Below are 17435 nucleotides of genomic sequence, written 5' to 3' on the forward strand. Positions count from 1 at the left end.
TAAAGCGATATGGTGCCCGGGGCGGGACTTGAACCCGCACAGCCTTACAGCCGAGGGATTTTAAATCCCTTGTGTCTACCGATTTCACCACCCGGGCTGGGTGTAACTGGAGGCGCGTCCCGGAGTCGAACCGAGGTACACGGATTTGCAATCCGCTGCATAGCCACTCTGCCAACGCGCCTTAAACTATGATGCCGCCAGGCTAACCTGACATGCGAATCTGGAGCGGGAAACGAGACTCGAACTCGCGACCCCGACCTTGGCAAGGTCGTGCTCTACCAACTGAGCTATTCCCGCAATATTCAGCAATCTTATCGAACCTGCTGATTTTGTTTATCTTCTGGCAGCCTGGCTGCCGTTCGATGCGATGCATTCTACTTAGATGACGCAATGAGTCAATAAAATTATCCTCACAGACCATCCGTTTGCTGCTTTTTAAATCGTATCGATCACGGTTCGAGCAAATCACCGCGCGCCGCGCTTAAATACTGGAACATCGACCAGAAAGTCAGCACTGCAGCAATGTATAACGCCACCACGCCAATCGCTACAACAGTGGCATCTGGGCGCCACAGCAGTGCGAAGAGAGACAACATTTGCGCAGTCGTTTTGACTTTACCAATCCAGGAAACAGAAACACTACTGCGCTTGCCAATCTCCGCCATCCATTCACGCAGCGCAGAGATAATGATCTCGCGGGCAATCATGGTTGCCGCTGGCAGAGTAATCCACCATGCATGAAAATGTTCTGCCACCAGCACCAGCGCTATCGCGACCAGCACTTTATCAGCAACCGGATCGAGGAATGCGCCAAAGCGCGTCGTCTGCTTCCAGCGGCGCGCCAGAAAGCCATCAAACCAGTCGGTAACAGCAGCAAAAATAAAGATCAGTGCAGTAGCCAGCGGCGCCCAAATGAACGGCAGATAGAAAGCCAGCACAAAGAACGGGATGAGCACGACTCGAAACAGGGTGAGACACGTCGGGATGTTTAATTGCATATGCCGGTAACTGTCTGGATATAGGTAGAATTTAACCTATGTTCCTACATTGCCACCCCCGTTTCAATGTTAGTGTTTCAAGGAATAGTATATTTTTTCTGCCAGCGCATGCGAGATGCCGGGTACATTTGCGATCTCTTCCACCGAGGCATTCATTAACGGTTGCAGGCCTCCCATGTACTTAAGCAGTTGCTGACGTCGTTTCGGCCCGACGCCTTCGATGCTTTCCAGTGCACTGGTGTTCTTCACTTTGGCCCGTTTTTTTCGGTGACCTGAAATTGCATGATTGTGAGCGTCATCACGAATGTGTTGAATCACATGCAGTGCAGGTGCATCAGGTGGCATCGAAACGCCCTCCCCTTCAGCCTCAAAGAACAGCGTTTCCAGACCGGCTTTACGGTCGCTGCCTTTAGCAACGCCGAGTAAAATGGGCTGGTTTTTATCCCAGGGCACATCCAGCTCGGCAAAGACCTGTATCGCCTGTGACAGCTGACCTTTACCGCCATCAATCAAAATCACGTCGGGGATCTTATCTTCTTCAATCGCTTTGCCATACCGGCGTCGCAACACCTGATTCATGGCGGCGTAGTCATCTCCCGGCGTAATGCCGGTAATGTTGTAGCGACGATAGTCGGCACGCAGCGGACCATTCTGGTCAAACACCACGCAGGAGGCGATGGTCTGCTCACCCATGGTGTGACTGATATCAAAACACTCCATGCGTGTGATCTTGTCGAGCTCAAGAAACTCTGCCAGCGCATTCAGCCGCTGGTGGATGGTAGAGTGCTGAGACAGACGCGTGGTTAACGCTGTCGCGGCGTTGGTGCGCGCCAGCTTGAGATAGCGGGCGCGATCGCCGCGTGGCTTGCTTTGAATGTTAACCCGACGTCCCGCTAGTTCACTTAGGGACTCTGCCAGCAACTCGCGCTCTGGCAAGGTAAAGTCCAGCAGGATGTCGCCAGGCAGCGTACGTGCTTCACTGCCCTGCAGGTAGAACTGCCCGACGAAGGTCTGCACGACTTCGGCCAAATCAGTGTCCACAGGCACCTTCGGGAAGTAGCTGCGGCTGCCCAGCACTTTGCCCTGACGAATGAACAGCACGTGAAGACAGGCCATGCCCGCCTCATAAGCCACACCCATCACATCCAGGTCATCGCCCTGATTGGAGACAAACTGTTTTTCGGTGATGCGCCGCACGGCCTGAATCTGATCGCGCAGCCGGGCCGCTTCTTCGAAACGCAGGCCAATGCTCGCCTCTTCCATATGTTTAACCAGCTGGTTAAGCACCTGATCATCTTTACCGGCCAGGAACAGGCGCACATAGTCGGTCTGCTGCGCATACTCTTCCTCACTGACCAGCCCGGCAACACAGGGGCCGAGACAGCGACCAATCTGATATTGCAGACAGGGCCGGGAGCGATTGCGGTATACGCTATTTTCGCACTGGCGAATGGGGAAAACTTTTTGCAACAGTCCCAGCGTTTCACGCACCGCATAGCCGTTCGGGAACGGGCCAAAATATTCGCCTTTGGCATGCTTTGCCCCACGGTGCATCGCCAGTCGCGGATGAGTATCGCTGCTGAGAAAGATGTAGGGATACGATTTATCGTCGCGCAGCAGAACGTTATAGCGCGGCTGGTAGAGCTTGATGTAGTTATGTTCAAGCAGCAGCGCTTCGGTTTCGGTGTGGGTGACGGTGACATCGATGTGCTGGATATTGCTGACCAGCGCTTCGGTTTTTCGGCTGCCGACCTGAACGCGGAAGTAACTGGTCAGACGCTTCTTCAGGTCTTTGGCTTTGCCTACATAGATGACGGTGCCTGAGGCGTCATACATGCGGTAAACACCGGGCTTGCTGGTTACCGTACTCAAAAAGGCTTTGGAATCAAAAACGTCATTCACTACTGATTAACGGCTCCGCATTATAGAGGCCATGTCGAATGGCCAGATGCGTTAACTCTACATCGCCACTGATATTCAGCTTACTGAACATCCGATAGCGGTAACTGTTAACGGTTTTAGGACTGAGATTTAACTGCTCGGAAATTTCCGTCACCTTTTGTCCCCGGGTGATCATCAGCATAATCTGCAATTCCCTTTCCGACAAACAGCTAAAGGGGGATTCCGTTTTTTGCGGCTCAATCTGACTCAGGGCCATCTGCTGAGCGATGTCTGATGCGATATATCGCTGTCCGGCATTCACCGAGCGAATTGCATTGACCACTTCCTGGGGTGCTGCCCCTTTACTGAGGTAGCCTGCTGCCCCCGCCTGCATAACTTTAGCAGGCAGCGGACTTTCCGTATGAATAGTCAGCATAATGATTTTGATATCGGGATTGTAACGCACGATTTTGCGCGTCGCCTCCAGTCCGCCGATGCCAGGCATGTTCATGTCCATCAGGATCACATCAACCTGGTTAGCACGGCACCACTTAGCCGCATCCTCACCACAGTTGGCCTCTCCGACCACGGCCAGACCTTTAACATCCTCCAGGATGCGACGGATACCGGTACGGACAAGCTCATGGTCATCAACAAGAAGCACACTGATCAACGGGGAAACTCCAGAGGCTGAAAAAGAGGAAGCGACTAACGATTTCAAGCGATAATCATACCCGCTTTTACCTCAAAAGCACATCAACAAAGTAAAACAGTCCTGGCTTAGCCTGTTCACTTTTAGTCTGGCCCAGCCTGAGTTATCAGACATTTCCTGAAACAGAAAGCATCGTCAAACAATCCTTAAAGTCTCACTATTTCATGACATTAACAACTGGTACTACGGTTACCCGGCGCTGCAGTGACAGGTAATATCAGGTGGAAGGCTCTCGTTGATTACTTTCTGCGATTGATTAGTTGCACTGGACAAACCTGCTGTTTCAGACGAAACGAACCGGCTGCATCAGCAACATACTGACGCTGTGATATACTCACGCACTGCTGTTCGGACAGATTGCCGACACGTTGTCATTCACCAAGGAGATACACATGAGCGATGAAGATTTTGCAACTTCGCAGGAAGCCCGGAAATTAGCGGATGAAATCGCGGGGCTGAAGATGATGATCACCCTGATCCTGAAAGGTATGGGTCAGGCTGATGCTGGAAAAGTGATTATCAACATGGAACGCTATGTACAGACGCTGGGTGACAAGCCTCAGGCGGAAGTGTTCAGCAACACCATTAAGCAGATTAAAACTGCCTACCGTCAGTAATTCTTTTGCCCCCAGTGGCGGGGGCATATACGCTAACTGTGCGCCTGCCAGTTAACGGAAACGCCCAGCGTTGGCAGTACCTCTTCCGGACTGAAACGCCTTGTTCCCCGATACTTCTCTGCCAGCGCTGGCTGTTCCACCGGAATCCTGATCGCAAACAGATTATCTTCTGACAGAATAAGTCCCGGCGTAAGCGGTTCATACACCACCCCATGCTGTTCAAACATCTTTTCCAGCATCGGCGTTGCCGAACTAATGATGTACTCCATGCCATTGAGTTCTGCCATCTGCACCGCGTGCCAGAGAATATTCAGCGGCAGTTCGGCGTCGACCTCCAGCCGGGCCGAGAAGCGCGACATTTCCCACACTCTCTCATGGCTGAAAGGCAGCACAATGCCTTCGCTCTGCTCAGGTTCAAACCAGGGCATCAGACGTGCACAGCCGCTGATTCCTTCACGCGCATTCCATGCGATCAACCAGGTCACATCTGAACGATCATAGCGATCATATTCCTGTCCTGGCGTACTCAGACGGGGCGGTATTGACCACCCTTCGCCGCGCGCAAAGACGCTGTAACGGTAGCTGCCGAGTTCGGCAAGCAACGAGGATGGCATATCCTTTAATTGCGTTTGCACTATTTTCATCATGCGCCTCTGACATCCCCATTTTTACAATGATTTCTTTGCGCCAGCCTGACACAGTCCCGGCGCAGGGTAGACAACAGACCTGTACAAAGGAACTGCCAAATGTAGCAGTTGTTTTATGTTCAAATCAGTCCGATTGCTGCTGCGTAGCAGGCAATCTGCGTTTTATTGGAAACATTGAAACGCTTTTGCATATTTTTTTGGTGAAAATTAACGGTATGTTCAGAGATGGATAAAATAAGAGAAATTTCGACCGCCGTTTTTCCTTCACCCGTCCATTTCAGAATTTCCAGCTCACGCTGACTAAACTCTTTTTTCAGTACCATCATTGCATCATCGCTAAAGCGTTCCAGCGTATCCAGGCTTAGTTCCGCTAAAAGGTGCAGTTTTACTTCAAGCTCTTCGTGGCAGAGCTTGAGAGGAATGGGCTGTTGCGATGATATAGATAATATACCAAGCGCGCGATTTGGTGCCATTGCAGAGCAAGAAAATCCGCTCTGCAGCCCATACTCTCTTGCCTCACGCCACAGATTGCCGGCACCAGCGAACATTTCTTCTGTCCACATCAACCCTCTTCCCGGTCGCTGACACAGCGAGAGTACCGGATCGACAGCGTAATAATTCTGCTTCTCATAACGTTTAACCCATAATTTGGGATAGGTGCTATGCAGATGAATACGCGGCCGGCTAAAGGGCACCGGATGCTGAATCAAAAAAGCGAAATAATCGAAACCTAATGACTCAGTAAATTGTTGCAATAATGGCTTCAAATCAGAACATGCCATTAATGCCTGAAATTGTTGTTTCACCTCACTTCGCCAGGCGAAATAATTTTCAGTACTCATATTGCCTCAACGTTAATTTCACTCGCTCTTGCGGAAATATTCATTCGGACTCATCGGATAAATTAAATTAGCATAAGTCATTTAATTCATCCTCAGGGATGAACCCGTCGCCCTGCGGGGCCAATTAACCTTTCACCTTGTGAGCGGAGTGAAAAAGCTTGCTGGCAATGGTAATGTGAGGTCGATCACAGCAATTTCAATCACCCCATGAGAATAAGATTTTTCTGATAGGATTTCAATCCCCGATATCGGGCATCACTTTATCATTTGCCAGTAATTTCAGATAAAAATATTCAATAACGCGTCACATCGCTGAGTAAATAACGAGTAAACAATGTGTTAAATAGCGATTATAAGCGAGACGGCAGGCCTGGTTGACTGACATATTTTTCATCAGGAAATAAGCGCGGCTTAGTTATTGTCGCCTTAAGTCCAGGCACTGGCAGCCAGTTATGTGGCTGTTTTACTCATCTTCACGACAGATTCCCGGCTTCCGGCAGGTATTCAGCAGGTCATGATGGCACATCTACCTTCATTTTTTGCCTCTCTTCGTCAGGCCTGGCCATGCGCTGTTAATAAGAACATTCTGCTCATGCATTGCATGGCGATATTCTCTTCTGAACCCTGCCCATCACGGCAGGACTTTTCTTATCTGCCCTCACTAAGCCCTGGCCGGGAAAATCAGCTTCACTCCTCTCCCGGTGTCAATAATGCTATAGCACAAAACACTATTTATAGCATCTGTACATCAATTACTGATTCTCTTTTAATCAATTAAATCACTTTATCGATAGCCATAAACCGGAACCACATAAAATAGATTTACGGAATAAAAATCGCCCATCACGCTTAAGACAAATTCATATTAATACGATTATTCTTACAAGTAAGATCGTGAAAAAATTTCATTATAACGTGGAGCCTGTTAGCACCATCGATGCTGAAAAATCGCGCAATCCCTTAATCCCTCAGGCGTAGATTTATTTTAAATAATGGACCTGAAAAAGGCGCTTTTTCGGCACCCTAATCTGTCGTCAGGCTAAATCCCGTGTGATTCGGGTTCTGCGATGAAAACTGGGTGGGTTTTGCAAACGCTGTCAGAACATTCCTTAACCAAACACGGTATTAATCCTGTCTGATGATTTATCGGCAGTACCCTGCTCCTCGCATACCCAGATGAAAATGTGAGGCATGTGCAGCATTGTAATCCGGGCCGAGCGCATTGCCGAACACCTCACAGCCGCCACGCCACAACGTATGTAACATCGCCGCCTTTTCTTCTGGCTGTTGCCAGTGACGACTGACCTCAAGCCGCTGACCATCAGCCAGCTGAAAGCCTGTGACATCCCACGCATCGGCGGTGGCATGCTCGCTAAGCCGCCCTTGTGTGCGGTGATAGATGTTACGACAGGCATAGCTGCCGACATGCGTAATTCGTACCAGCGGACTGTGCATATCCCTGGCGGTCTGTTCACGACTGTGAAGCGCATACATCGTACTGGCGACCGCCATAGGACAGCTGGCGAGAAAACTGCTGCTGAGGCTGATCGGACCGAATTTCTGGATCCTCAGCGGATGAGTAAGCGGGCATTTACCTGTTACGGCCGGACGCTCGCTGAAGCTGACCCAGCCCGCCTGTTGAGCACCGCGCATCACCGCCAGACACGCCTCAGGATTGCTGGCCAGCCCTTTCATTTTGATCTGTGTCATCCAGCCCGGCGGGTCGGTGACAGAGAGCGGTGTAAACGGATTGAACTGCGGCGGCAGATGCTGCTTAAGCCAGGGTAAGCTGCCCCACCCCAGCGCGATTAACAGCAGAAACAGGATAAGCGTACGCATAGTCCCCTGTGCAGCATGATGATAAGCAAAAAAAAAAGTGTAGGGGCAAAAAACCCTTTACGCCGTCTGCCTGACATTACGTGATGAATCATTACTCAGACTGACGCAGTAATAACCAGAATGACCCGCTGCCACCGTCATTGCGCCTGACCGGTATCACATCAGGTAAAAAATTGTTACCGGCTTTGGGGTGACTTCCTCTATCTTATCCGACTTGCCCTCAGGTAGATGCCTTAACTAACAGCCAGCAGAGCTGACACAACATCAAGACAGGAAAGACAATTCTATGGTTGATCAATCTAAAGAAACCGCACGCACCCAGGATGCGCCTGATAAATTACAGCGCAACCTGCACAACCGTCACATCCAGCTAATCGCCATCGGTGGCGCTATCGGCACCGGCCTGTTTATGGGTTCCGGTAAAACCATCAGTCTGGCCGGTCCCTCGATCATTTTTGTCTACATGATTATCGGCTTTATGCTGTTCTTTGTGATGCGCGCCATGGGGGAGTTGCTGCTCTCCAACCTTGAGTACAAATCTTTTAGCGATTTTGCGGCTGACCTGCTTGGTCCGTGGGCGGGATATTTTACTGGCTGGACTTACTGGTTTTGTTGGGTGGTGACAGGCATCGCTGACGTGGTGGCCATCAGCGCCTATTTCCAGCTCTGGTTTCCGGGCTTCTCAATCTGGATGAGCGCTCTGCTCTGCGTAGTGGTTTTTCTGGCGCTGAACATTGCCACCGTCAAGCTGTTTGGCGAAATGGAGTTCTGGTTCGCAATCATTAAAATCGTCGCCATTGTGGCGCTGATCGTGACCGGGATTGTGCTGGTGTCTGTTCACTATCCTTCACCGGGTGGCGGCACGGCGGCACTGAGCAACATCTGGGATCACGGCGGGATGTTCCCGAAAGGTCTCAGCGGCTTCTTTGCCGGGTTTCAGATTGCGGTGTTTGCCTTCGTCGGTATTGAACTGGTGGGCACGGCAGCAGCTGAAACCCACGATCCGCATAAAGTCTTACCGCGTGCTATCAATGCGATTCCACTCAGGGTGATCATGTTCTACGTGCTGGCGCTGATGGTCATTATGGCGGTAACGCCGTGGACCCAGGTCATGGCCGATCGCAGTCCGTTTGTTGAGATGTTCGTCCTGATTGGTCTGCCCGCTGCGGCAAGTATCGTCAACTTTGTGGTGCTGACCTCTGCCGCCTCTTCAGCCAACAGCGGTATCTTCTCCACCAGCCGTATGCTCTATGGCCTGTCGCAGCAGGGTGTCGCCAGTCGCGCGTTTGGCCGGCTTTCCGCCCGCGCGGTCCCTACCACGGGTCTGTTTTTCTCCTGCCTCTGCCTGCTGATTGGCGTAGCGTTGATCTATTTGATCCCGGATGTCATGAAGGTCTTTACGCTGGTGACGACCGTCTCCGCCATCCTGTTTATGTTCGTCTGGACCATCATTCTGTGCAGCTACCTGGCCTACCGTAAAAAGCATCCGCAGCGCCATGCGGAGTCGGCCTTTAAGATGCCGCTCGGCAAATTCATGTGCTGGGTTTGCATGGCCTTCTTCGCCTTTGTGCTGGTGCTGCTGACGCTACAGGAAGATACGCGCCAGGCGCTGATGGTTACGCCACTCTGGTTTGCCCTGCTGGGTGTGGGCTGGATGCTGCGTAATCGTCGCAGCCGCTAATCGGTAACAGCATGGAAAAAGCCCGGTCATCTGACCGGGCTTTTTTACAGGCGCTCGCCAAGTGACGAGAAAATGGCGGATAAAGAGGGGCGTTCATAAGGTAAACGCTGTGGCCGTGCATCGGGATGCTGAGGCGAGCCCAGACCAAAGGTGAACGTATAGCTATCGCCTTCGCCCATACGAAGGTCGGCAATTGTCGTCTCTCCATCCTGCTCACGCAGGGCGTAAAAACCGTGGCTGAACCAGGCGACACGTTCTGCATACCAGCTGCCCCGAAAAGCGTCAAACAGCTCAGGATGCCGCGGATACCATGTCACCTGCAGGGGACGCGACGGCGAGAGCAGTGACCAGTAAGCTTCGCCGTAGCGTTCCGGCGTCATAATCACGCTGCGCCAGACCAGCGTATTAAACGCACTGGGCGTTACCAGCACGTGATTAGCCGCAATCCCCTGTGTCGTCAGCGACGCCCGAATTTGCCAGCCTGCCACGCCCTGAATCACCACGCTCCAGACCAGATACAGTGTACTCAGCGTCAGTCCGACACGGTTACCGCGGATGCCTTTGTCACCGCGACGCCAGAGCGCAACGCCCAGCCCTATCAGCAGTGGAAATGTATAAAGGGGATCAACGATATAAATACTGCCGATGGCATAGGGATAATCGGTGAGTGGCAGACCAAGCTGGGTACCATAAACCGTCATCAAATCAAGCAGCGGATGGGTAATCAGAGCCAGCCAGATCGCAGGCCACCATTCCAGCCACTTCACCCGCTGACGACACAGTGCTGCTACGAGCCAGGCAATCAGTGGCGATGCCAGCGTAAGCCAGAGCAACGCATGCGTTTCTGTGCGATGCAGCGTCATGTTGCGTATCGCATCGCCGTGGTCAATAAACACATCCAGATCGGGTAAGGTGCCGCAGACACCGCCCACCAGCGCGGCCTGCCAGATCGGCGCCCGTCGTCCCATCACGGCAACACTGACTGAGGCACCCAGTACGAACTGCGAAACAGAATCCATTAATTCACTCCGTTACCGAACGATGAATGTGGCCCGATTTAGCGTACGCGAATCCCTTCAATGATCATGCGCTGAACATTATCAACAGCCTGGTCGAAAAACGCCGGATCGCTGAGTGTCTGACCGGTGACAGCCTCAACCTGGGTAGCAAAATCAGCGTAATGCTGTGTGGTGGCCCATAGCATAAAGATCAGATGCTGCGGCTGAACGCCTGCCAGCCATCCCTCATCAATCCAGCATTCAATAATGGCCGCCTTGTCATCCACCAGTTGCTTGAGATCGCCCGCCAGCTCACCTTTAAGCAGCGGTGCGCCCTGCAGCATCTCCAGACAGAACAGCCGCGAAGCCTGAGGATGATCGCGCGACACTTCCAGCTTCAGCCGGATGTAGCGCCGAATAGCGACGAGCGGATCCTGATCGTGGGCCAGGGCACGCAACGGCGCCAGCCAGACATCCAGAATCTGCTTAAGCACCGCCACATAAAGCACTTCTTTTGAGGGAAAATAGTAGAGCAGATTGGTTTTAGAGACATCGGCCAGCTCAGCCACCTTATCAAGGCTGGTGCCGTGAATGCCAAACTGTGAAAAGAATGTTAACGCCGCTTCCAGTATAGCGGCCCGCTTCGCTGCAACCGCACGCGATCGACGCGTTGGTTTTTTTTCATCGGTATTCACAGGTTTACCTCATCCATCTGGTGTCAGCGCATCATAGCAAAGGGATTCATTGCTGCCCAATCCACGACCTGCACCTTTTTTGCCCAGGTTGCATGTAAAACGTGCAGCGAATTTTGACCAGATGGTCCGAAATGGACCAATGACTCCACTTACCTCTTTCGGGTTAAATTTAACTCATTGTTATTTAAAAAAATAAAAAATGTGGCACACAGTTTGCAGAATTGTGACTGAGCGCAGCCCACAAGGACGTAGCAGGATGCAGTGCAGCGCGTGAAATACCTTTCCCCCATCGCAACGAGGTTTCACATGAAGATAGGCGTCTTTATTCCGATTGGTAACAATGGCTGGCTGATTTCATCCAATGCGCCGCAGTACATGCCAACGTTTGAACTGAACAAAGCCATTGTGCTGAAAGCAGAGCATTACCATTTCGACTTTGCGCTCTCGATGATCAAACTGCGCGGCTTTGGCGGTAAAACAGAATTCTGGGATCATAACCTGGAGTCATTCACGCTGATGGCAGGCCTGGCTGCTGTCACGTCACGTATTGAGATCTATGCCACTGCGGCCACCCTGACGCTGCCTCCGGCCATTGTGGCGCGCATGGCGTCCACCATTGATTCCATTTCAGGCGGTCGTTTCGGTGTCAACCTGGTAACCGGCTGGCAGAAACCAGAATATGAACAAATGGGAATGTGGCCTGGCGATGAGTACTTCGGCAGCCGTTATTCTTATCTGACCGAGTACGTTACCGTGCTGCGTGACCTGTGGGGCACCGGAAAATCGGACTTTAAAGGTGAGTTCTTCACCATGAACGACTGCCGCGTCAGTCCGCAGCCACAGCGCCCGATGAAAGTTATCTGCGCCGGACAGAGCGATGCCGGCATGGCCTTCTCTGCTCAGCACGCCGATTACAACTTCTGCTTCGGCAAAGGTGTGAACACCCCTTCTGCATTCAGCTCGACCTCGATTCGCATGAAGCAGGCCGCTGAAAAAGCGGGTCGCGATGTCGGCTCCTATGTGCTGTTTATGATCATTGCTGCCGAAACAGACGAAGAAGCGCGGGCTAAGTGGGAACACTACAAAGCGGGAGCGGATGAAGAGGCGCTTTCATGGCTTACCACCCAGAGTCAGCAGGACACAAAATCGGGCAGTGACACCAATGTACGTCAGATGGCGGATCCGACCTCAGCGGTCAATATCAACATGGGCACCCTGGTCGGTTCATACGCAAACGTAGCGCGGATGCTGGATGAAGTGGCGCAGGTAGAAGGCACGCACGGCGTGCTGCTGACCTTTGATGATTTCCTGGAAGGTATCGAAAACTTCGGTCAGCACATTCAGCCACTGATGACCTGTCGTAGTGCCCTGCTTGATGCACAGCAGGAGGTGGCATGATGAGTACCGTTTATTGCGCCCATACTCAGGCGCTTCCTCAGGTCGAACTGCCTGCCCGTCCAGAGCCGATCGCCTTTCCGCCAGGTCAGACAGCGCTGATTGTTGTGGATATGCAGAATGCCTACGCCACTGAAGGAGGTTACCTCGATCTGGCCGGGTTTGATGTGTCTGCCACGAAACCGGTGATTGCGAAAATTCATCAGGCGGTGACCGCGGCCCGTGCCGCTGGCGTTCAAATCATCTGGTTCCAGAACGGCTGGGACAGTGACTATGTTGAAGCGGGTGATGCCGGTTCCCCTAACTTCCACAAATCGAATGCGCTAAAAACCATGCGCAAACGGCCTGAACTGCAGGGCACGCTGCTGTCGAAGGGCGGCTGGGATTACGCGCTGGTGGATGAGCTGGTGCCGCAGCCGGGTGACATTGTGCTGCCAAAATCGCGCTACAGCGGTTTCTATAACACCTCACTGGACAGCACGCTGCGCAGTCGCGGGATCCGGCATCTGATTTTCACCGGCATCGCCACCAACGTCTGTGTCGAATCGACACTACGCGACGGCTTCTTCCTGGAATATTTCGGTGTGGTGCTGGAAGACGCCACGTACCAGGCGGGTCCGCCCTTTGCACAGCAGGCGGCCCTGTTCAATATCGAAACCTTTTTTGGCTGGGTATCGGATGTCGATACCTTCTGCGAAAGCCTGAATACCCGCTAATCCACTAAAAGGACGTCACTATGCCGAAAAGTATCATTGTTCCGCCAGGCACCACCACACCTATCGCCCCGTTTGTCCCCGGCACGCTGGCGGATGGCGTGGTCTATGTCTCAGGTACGTTGCCGTTTGATGGTGACAACAATGTCGTCCATGTGGGTGACGCCGCCGCGCAGACCCGCCACGTGCTGGACACGATTAAAAAGGTGATTGAGACCGCCGGTGGCAGCATGGCTGATGTGACTTTTAACTCGATCTTCATCACCGACTGGTCGAATTACGCCGCGGTGAATGAGGTTTACGCCGAATACTTCCCGGGTGAAAAACCGGCACGTTTCTGCATTCAGTGCGGACTGGTCAAGCCTGACGCGCTGATTGAAATCGCCAGCGTGGCGCACATCGGCAAACCGGAGGTCTGATGCAGCTGGATTTTCTGGGTCTGCAAAACCCTGAGGCACCGACGCTGGTGCTCTCTTCGGGTCTGGGCGGGGTGGCGGGTTTCTGGCAGCCACAGCTGGCGGCACTGACCGCACGCTATCGGGTCGTGCTCTATGACCAGCGCGGGACCGGTCGCAGCGCGGAGAGTTTACCGGAAGGTTACAGCATGGCGATGATGGCCGCAGAGCTGGCCGAGGCGCTGGCGCAGCACGGCATCCTGCGCTTCAGCCTGATCGGTCACGCGCTGGGCGGTCTGGTGGGGATGCAGCTGGCGCTGGATTATCCGGATCGGATTGAAAGGATCGTGGTAATTAACGGCTGGCTGACACTGCATCCGCATACCCGCCGCTGCTTCCAGGTACGGCAGGATCTGCTGCTCAATGTCGGCGTCGAGGCTTTTGTTCGTGCTCAGCCGCTGTTTCTCTATCCTGCGGAATGGATGGCAGAGCATCAGACGCGGCTGGAGCAGGAGGATAGCCATCACATCACCCATTTTCAGGGGATGGAAAACCTGATGCGTCGGCTGCACGCCCTGATGAGCGCCGATTTCAGCGCACGGGCCGCCGCCATTCCGCAACCGGTGCTGGTGATTGCCAGCCAGGACGATCTGCTGGTGCCGTGGAGCTGCTCAACCGAGCTGGCCGCGACGCTGCCGAATGCCACTGAACAGATGATGGCCTGGGGCGGCCACGCCATGAGCGTCACCGACCCTGAAAAATTTAATGCCCTGCTGCTGCAGTGGCTGGATCAGACTGATGACGTGCAGCCGCTGCAGCGCGTCGCAGGATAACCCTTTCGCGGAGAACACTATGAGCCTGGAAACCCTTACCTCAGCCGTTGAGAAAACTGAGTTTCGTAATGCGATGTCGCGGCTGGGTGCTGCGGTCAACATTATTACCACTGAAGGACCGGCTGGCCGCGCAGGCTTTACCGCTTCTGCTGTGTGCAGCGTCACTGATTCGCCACCGACGCTGCTGGTCTGCCTGAATCGCTCTGCCTCGGTTTACTCTGTATTCCGCGAAAACATGCAGCTCTGCGTCAACACGCTGGCTGCAGGACACGAAACGCTTTCCAATCTTTTCGGCGGAAAAACGCCAATGGCTGATCGTTTCATTGCGGCTGAGTGGTCAACGGCCGTGACCGGATCGCCGGTACTGAGCGGCGCAGTGGCCTCCTTTGACTGTCGTATCACGCAGATTGTCAGCGTCGGTACGCATGACACGCTGTTCTGTGAAGTCGTGGGCCTGGTTCGTAACGATGATACCCACGGCCTGGCATGGTTTGACCGGGGATATCATCCCCTGATGCGGCAGGATGCCTGTTAACACTTCCCTGTAACCCACCGGCATTCATCACGCTCTGGAGTAGACGATGGCACGATCCTGGTTTCCGCAATGGCAAAAGAAGTCGGCACTAACAGAAAACGGTATTATCGCCCCGGATGAGACACTCCCTCTGGGACAAACGCTGGTGCTGGGTTTACAGCATGCGGTGGCGATGTTTGGCGCAACGGTGCTGATGCCGCTGCTGATGGGGCTGGATCCCAATCTGGCGATTCTGGTCTCGGGTATTGGCACGCTGCTGTTCTTCTTTATTACCGGTGGTCGGGTACCCAGTTATCTTGGGTCAAGCGCCGCCTTTGTTGGCGTGGTGATTGCGGTAACCGGCTTCAGTGGTCAGGGACTGAATCCAAATCTCAGCGTGGCGCTGGGCGGTGTCATCGCCTGTGGCGTTCTTTACACGCTGATTGGGCTGGTGGTAATGAAGTCAGGCACGCGCTGGATCGAAAACCTGATGCCGCCGGTAGTGACAGGCGCGGTGGTGATGGCGATCGGGCTGAATCTGGCTCCAATCGCGGTTCACAGCGTCTCTGCCTCTTCATTCGACAGCTGGGTCGCGGTGATGACCGTGCTCTGTATCGGTCTGGTGGCGGTGTTTACCCACGGGATGATTCAGCGTCTGCTGATTCTGGTCGGCCTGATTCTGGCGTGGGCGATCTATGCGATTCTGACCAACGGTCTCGGACTGGGCAAACCGGTCGATTTTACGATGCTGTCACAGGCTGCCTGGTTTGGCCTGCCGCACACCACCGCACCCACTTTTGATCTGCAGGCGATGGTGCTGATCGCGCCGGTGGCGATCATTCTGGTGGCTGAAAACCTCGGGCATCTGAAAGCGGTGGCGGGCATGACCGGCCGTAACCTCGATCCTTACATGGGACGTGCTTTTGTCGGGGATGGACTGGCCACCATGCTCTCTGGTTCGATCGGCGGAAGTGGCGTGACGACCTATGCCGAGAATATTGGCGTGATGGCCGTGACTAAAGTCTACTCCACGCTGGCATTTGTTGCGGCGGCCATCATCGCTATCCTCGCCGGTTTCTCGCCGAAGTTTGGTGCGCTGATCCACACCATTCCGGCCCCGGTAATTGGCGGCGCATCCATTGTGGTGTTCGGACTGATTGCGGTGGCAGGCGCACGCATCTGGGTGCAGAACCATGTTGATTTAGGTCAGAACAGCAACCTGATTATGGTCGCTACCACGCTGGTTCTTGGTGCAGGGGATTTCGCGCTGAAAATCGGCTCTTTCACACTTGGTGGAATCGGTACCGCCACGTTTGGCGCGATTATCCTGAATGCCATTCTGCGACGCCGCAGTGGGGCATCGCAGGAAAAGCCGCTTGCGCGGCAGCAGGGTTAACTACTCCAGCGGTGTGGCTACAGGCTGCACCGCTTTTTTTCGTTTCAGCCGCAGTTCACTGACGATCACCCCGCAGACGATCAGCGCCCCACCCAGTAACGCAAGCGCAGGCAGTCGCTCACCCGCAATACGTCCTACTACCCCAGCCCATACTGGCTCTCCGGCATAAATTACCGTGGCACGGGTTGGCGAAACGCTGCGTTGCGCCCAGTTCATGGTGACCTGAATCAGCGCACTGGCCGCACCCAGTCCCAGAGCACTGAGCAGCAGTGGTGTTGATATTGCGGGCACCGTCTCGCCATTGGGGACCATCAAAACAAAGGCAGACACAGACGCCACCGCCAGCTGGATCAACGTCACGCGGCGCACATCGACCTTGCCGGCATAACGACTGATCAGGATGATCTCGGCGGCAATTGCCAGCGTGCTGAGCAGCGTCGCTATTTCACCGGCATTCAGGCTAATACGGCCATCCTGCGGCCCGGCTACCAGCAGTAATCCGGTAAACGCCAGCACAATCCCCAGCCATGACATGATGCCCGGCGGACGGCGTAAAAACAGCCACTGTAGCAACGGCACCACCGGAACATAAAGTGCGGTAAGGAAAGCAGATTGACTGCTGGAGATGGTCTGCATTCCCCAGGTCTGGAGGCCATAGCCACCGGCGATCGACAGGCCTATCAGCGTGCCCGCTTTCACCTCCAGCCAGGTCATGCCCGCCAGATACCGCCGGAAAAAAAAGGCCAGCAGTAGCGCGGCGGTGGCAAAACGCAGGCCAACAAAGAAGAATGGACCGGAGTGCTGCATCGCCCGATGCACCACCAGAAAGGTGCCGCCCCAGATCATGGTGATAAAAAGTAATACCAGCTCCTGCCGCGTCAGGCGCAGGGTTAAACCGCGGGGTGTGTCCGACATAATTCACCTGATGATGTGTCCGGACGATATTGTGGGGAGAGCGAGGAGGAAAAGCAACGACGTTCACCGCCGGTAAGCGCCGGCGGTGAACGCCAGGTTATGCGTCCGCTTTTTTAGGGCTGCTGCGTCCCCCTTTCTCACCGGCGCGTGCTGCGCGCTGCGGATCATTTTTAAAATTACCGCCGCTGTTTTTTCCGCCTTTACGTCCCGCTTCAGCGGCACGCTCACGGTTTTCAGCAAAATTTCCTGAACCTCCACGATGTGCTGTCATGATTTGCTCCTTTCGCGTAGTGCGATTAATAAAGAACCAAAAGCAGAAGGCTGAAGTGCGAAACCAGCCCATGCTTAAATAATAGCCAGACTC

Annotated in this window: 18 protein-coding genes and 3 tRNA genes; 8 read left to right on the forward strand and 13 right to left on the reverse strand. The window is 53.7% G+C overall.

Translation table 11 applies throughout. The features are described from left to right. Positions 1-10: 10 nt before the first annotated feature. The 6 genes from IAI47_RS12445 to uvrY form a co-directional block, all read right to left on the reverse strand. A tRNA-Leu gene (locus IAI47_RS12445) sits at positions 11-97 on the reverse strand. A gap of 10 nt (positions 98-107) precedes the next feature. After that, positions 108-181, reverse strand: a tRNA-Cys gene (locus IAI47_RS12450). A gap of 40 nt (positions 182-221) precedes the next feature. Beyond that, positions 222-297: transfer RNA gene (locus tag IAI47_RS12455), tRNA-Gly, on the reverse strand. Between the two features lie 152 nt (positions 298-449). Continuing rightward, the gene (gene pgsA, locus IAI47_RS12460; RefSeq protein ID WP_008925896.1) at positions 450-998 is read right to left on the reverse strand and encodes a CDP-diacylglycerol--glycerol-3-phosphate 3-phosphatidyltransferase; all 549 of its coding nucleotides are present in this window, start codon (positions 996-998) and stop codon (positions 450-452) included. Between the two features lie 69 nt (positions 999-1067). Then, positions 1068-2900 carry an excinuclease ABC subunit UvrC gene (uvrC, locus tag IAI47_RS12465; RefSeq protein ID WP_008925895.1) on the reverse strand — a complete coding sequence of 611 codons (1833 nt, stop codon included), beginning with the start codon at positions 2898-2900 and terminating at the stop codon, positions 1068-1070. Beyond that, a complete protein-coding gene (gene uvrY / locus IAI47_RS12470; RefSeq protein WP_008925894.1) occupies positions 2893-3552 on the reverse strand; it encodes a UvrY/SirA/GacA family response regulator transcription factor in 660 nt (219 codons plus the stop codon). The genes uvrC and uvrY overlap by 8 nt, the downstream gene beginning before the upstream one ends. A 431-nt stretch (positions 3553-3983) precedes the next feature. On the opposite strand from uvrY, the gene IAI47_RS12475 reads away from it, so the two are divergent. Further along, positions 3984-4208, forward strand: coding sequence for a DUF2594 family protein (locus IAI47_RS12475; RefSeq protein ID WP_003849983.1), 225 nt, complete (start codon positions 3984-3986; stop codon positions 4206-4208). A 32-nt stretch (positions 4209-4240) separates the two neighbouring features. Here the strand turns inward: IAI47_RS12475 and IAI47_RS12480 are convergent, their stop codons facing one another. The 3 genes from IAI47_RS12480 to IAI47_RS12490 form a co-directional block, all read right to left on the reverse strand. Beyond that, the gene (locus tag IAI47_RS12480; protein WP_003849985.1) at positions 4241-4852 is read right to left on the reverse strand and encodes an acyl-homoserine-lactone synthase; all 612 of its coding nucleotides are present in this window, start codon (positions 4850-4852) and stop codon (positions 4241-4243) included. A 122-nt stretch (positions 4853-4974) separates the two neighbouring features. Beyond that, the gene (gene sdiA / locus IAI47_RS12485) at positions 4975-5697 is read right to left on the reverse strand and encodes a transcriptional regulator SdiA (protein ID WP_003849987.1); all 723 of its coding nucleotides are present in this window, start codon (positions 5695-5697) and stop codon (positions 4975-4977) included. A gap of 1143 nt (positions 5698-6840) precedes the next feature. After that, positions 6841-7536 carry an extensin family protein gene (locus IAI47_RS12490; RefSeq protein WP_008925893.1) on the reverse strand — a complete coding sequence of 232 codons (696 nt, stop codon included), beginning with the start codon at positions 7534-7536 and terminating at the stop codon, positions 6841-6843. 286 nt (positions 7537-7822) lie between these two features. On the opposite strand from IAI47_RS12490, the gene cycA reads away from it, so the two are divergent. Then, a complete protein-coding gene (cycA, locus tag IAI47_RS12495; protein ID WP_003849989.1) occupies positions 7823-9217 on the forward strand; it encodes a D-serine/D-alanine/glycine transporter in 1395 nt (464 codons plus the stop codon). 44 nt (positions 9218-9261) lie between these two features. Here the strand turns inward: cycA and IAI47_RS12500 are convergent, their stop codons facing one another. Together IAI47_RS12500 and rutR are read right to left on the reverse strand one after the other, a co-directional pair. Then, entirely contained in the window at positions 9262-10236 is a 975-nt protein-coding gene (locus IAI47_RS12500; protein WP_008925892.1) for a metal-dependent hydrolase, read from the reverse strand. 38 nt (positions 10237-10274) lie between these two features. Next, a complete protein-coding gene (rutR, locus tag IAI47_RS12505; protein ID WP_008925891.1) occupies positions 10275-10910 on the reverse strand; it encodes an HTH-type transcriptional regulator RutR in 636 nt (211 codons plus the stop codon). 306 nt (positions 10911-11216) lie between these two features. Here rutR and rutA point away from each other — a divergent pair, with 306 nt between their 5' ends. From rutA to rutG, 6 genes are read left to right on the forward strand one after another with little or no spacing between them, the layout of a single operon-like run. Continuing rightward, entirely contained in the window at positions 11217-12308 is a 1092-nt protein-coding gene (gene rutA / locus IAI47_RS12510; protein ID WP_003849992.1) for a pyrimidine utilization protein A, read from the forward strand. Further along, positions 12308-13021 carry a pyrimidine utilization protein B gene (gene rutB, locus IAI47_RS12515; protein WP_033743177.1) on the forward strand — a complete coding sequence of 238 codons (714 nt, stop codon included), beginning with the start codon at positions 12308-12310 and terminating at the stop codon, positions 13019-13021. The genes rutA and rutB overlap by 1 nt, the downstream gene beginning before the upstream one ends. A gap of 20 nt (positions 13022-13041) precedes the next feature. After that, positions 13042-13437 (forward strand): pyrimidine utilization protein C, encoded by a 396-nt coding sequence (rutC, locus tag IAI47_RS12520; protein WP_003849994.1) that lies wholly within the window; start codon positions 13042-13044, stop codon positions 13435-13437. Beyond that, complete coding sequence (rutD, locus tag IAI47_RS12525) at positions 13437-14246, forward strand: pyrimidine utilization protein D (protein ID WP_008925889.1); 810 nt, start codon at positions 13437-13439, stop codon at positions 14244-14246. The genes rutC and rutD overlap by 1 nt, the downstream gene beginning before the upstream one ends. A gap of 19 nt (positions 14247-14265) precedes the next feature. Beyond that, positions 14266-14781 (forward strand): NADH-dependent FMN reductase RutF, encoded by a 516-nt coding sequence (gene rutF / locus IAI47_RS12530; RefSeq protein ID WP_008925888.1) that lies wholly within the window; start codon positions 14266-14268, stop codon positions 14779-14781. A 46-nt stretch (positions 14782-14827) separates the two neighbouring features. After that, on the forward strand, positions 14828-16156 hold the full coding sequence (gene rutG, locus IAI47_RS12535) for a pyrimidine utilization transport protein G (protein WP_008925887.1): 1329 nt from the start codon (positions 14828-14830) through the stop codon (positions 16154-16156). Here the strand turns inward: rutG and IAI47_RS12540 are convergent, their stop codons facing one another. Together IAI47_RS12540 and IAI47_RS12545 are read right to left on the reverse strand one after the other, a co-directional pair. Next, positions 16157-17071 (reverse strand): DMT family transporter, encoded by a 915-nt coding sequence (locus IAI47_RS12540; RefSeq protein ID WP_008925886.1) that lies wholly within the window; start codon positions 17069-17071, stop codon positions 16157-16159. Positions 17072-17168: 97 nt separating this feature from the next. Beyond that, positions 17169-17342: a general stress protein gene (locus IAI47_RS12545; RefSeq protein WP_003850002.1), complete on the reverse strand. Its 174-nt coding sequence runs from the start codon at positions 17340-17342 to the stop codon at positions 17169-17171. Between the last annotated feature and the right edge of the window lie 93 nt (positions 17343-17435).

This window comes from Pantoea sp. MT58 (assembly GCF_014495885.1).
GTDB lineage: Bacteria > Pseudomonadota > Gammaproteobacteria > Enterobacterales > Enterobacteriaceae > Pantoea > Pantoea eucalypti.